General features: G+C 62.1%; 1 protein-coding gene. It reads right to left on the bottom strand.

All coding sequences use genetic code 11. From position 1 onward, the window contains the following. Window positions 1-1943, bottom strand: a 1943-nt coding sequence (locus tag HDF15_RS25425) for a condensation domain-containing protein (RefSeq protein ID WP_184261252.1), incomplete at its 3' end; no start/stop codon positions are given. Window positions 1944-1958: the final 15 nt, after the last annotated feature.

Genomic DNA, 1958 nt, shown 5'->3' with positions numbered 1-1958 from the left:
GCCAGCAGCGCCACCACCATCGCCACAGAACGCTCCACGCAGATCGCTACACGGTCGTCCGGACGAACTCCCAGAGCCACTAACTCATGCGCCAGGCGGTTCGCCCTACGGTTCAACTCCCCGTAACTTACACGCTCCTCTTCGAACACCACAGCCGTCGCCTCGGGACTCGCCTCCACCTGAGACTCGAACAGGCCGTGCACCGTCGTCTCCGACGGATAAGCTACCTCCGTCGCGTTCCATCCCACCAGCAGCTGCTCCCGCTCCTCCGCAGGCAGCATCGGCAGCTGTGACACACGCTCGTCCTCGCCACGAGTCATCGCTTCCAGAAGACGAACCAGATACCGCCCGTAACGCTCCACCGTCTCGGACTTGAACAGAGAGGTCGCATACTCCAAAGACCCTACGATCCCATCATCCGTCTCGCTCAGATCCAGCGTCAGGTCGAACTTCGCTACCGACGATTCGCTCTCCAACCCAGACAGACGAAGACCCGGCAACTCCAGATCCGCCACCTCGTTGTTCTGCCACGCGAACATCACCTGGAAGATCGGGCTATGCGCCTGACTCCGGCTCGGCTTGATCCGCTCCACCACCTGCTCGAACGGCAGCTCCTGATGTGCCTGCGCTTCGATCGACGTCTCGCGTACCCGTCGCAGCAGTTCGCTCACCGTCGGTTGACCTGTAAAGTCCATCCGCAACGCCAGCATGTTCACGAAGAAACCAATCAGCTCCTCGGTCTCTCGCTGAGTGCGGTTGGCTACAGGCGTGCCGATCACGATGTCCTGCTCCCCGGACAAGCGTGAAAGCAGTACCGCAAAACCGCTCAGCACCGTCATGAACAGCGTCGTACCGTGTCGCTGACTCAGCGCCTTCAGCCTCTCCGTCAGATCCAGATCCAGTTCAAGGCTGACCCGGCTGCCTTCATAGCTCTGCTGCGCCGGACGCCTGTAGTCCGACGGAAGCGACAGTAGCGTCGGCGAACCGGACAGCGTTCTACCCCAGTACCCGGCCTGTTGCTCCAGCGCCTCCCCGCCCAGCCACTGGCGCTGCCAGTGCGCGTAATCCCCATACTGGATCGAAAGCTCTGGCAGAGGATCCGCCTGCTGCGCGCAACTGGCCGCATACAAGGCACCGAACTCCTTCACCAAGATCCCGATCGACCAGCCGTCCGAGATGATATGGTGCATCGTCACCAACAGTGCATGCTCCTGTTCGCCAAGACGCACCAGGCAGCCGCGCACCAGGGGGCCATGCTCCAGGTCGAATCCCGCCCTGGCCTCTTCTACCACCAGAACAGACAGCCGCTCCTCTCGATCCGGCACTCCCGACAGATCCCGATGTTCCAGCCGAAAGCCTGCCTCCGCCGCGTCGATCCGCTGTACAGGCTCGCCCTCCACCACCACGAAGCGCGTTCGCAATACCTCGTGACGGGCCACGATCCGGTCCAGCGCAAAGCGCAACGCTGCCTGGTTCAGAGTTCCGCTCAGACGTAGCGCTGCCGGCATGTGATATGCCTCGCTGACTCCCTCCATCTGCGACAAAAACCATAACCGCTGCTGCGCGAACGACAGCGGCAGGTCCTGATGCTCTTTTACTGGCTCGATCGCCGGCAACAGCGCAAGCTCAAGGAAAGGAATCCTTGCCGCCAGATCCTGTACCACCGGATAGGAAAACAGATCACGGACATCGATCCGCAGCTTCGCACTGCGCAGACGGCTCAACACCCGCATCGCCATCAGCGAGTGGCCGCCCAGCTCGAAGAAGCTGTCGTTGCGGCCTACCCGTTCCACTCCCAGCACCTCCGCGAAGACCCCCGCTACGGTCTCCTCCATCTCCCCGACAGGAGCCTCATAGCCACGCCGCACATACGCCTCGTCGTCAGGCGCTGGCAGAGACTTCCGGTCCAGCTTCCCGTTCGGGCTCAGAGGGAAACTCTCCATCCGAACGTACGCCGA

Origin of the sequence: Granulicella mallensis, assembly GCF_014203225.1 — a bacterium.
Lineage (GTDB): Bacteria > Acidobacteriota > Terriglobia > Terriglobales > Acidobacteriaceae > Granulicella > Granulicella mallensis_A.
Note: the sequence above shows the minus strand (reverse complement) of the source record. Positions and strands in the feature narration are given on the sequence as shown.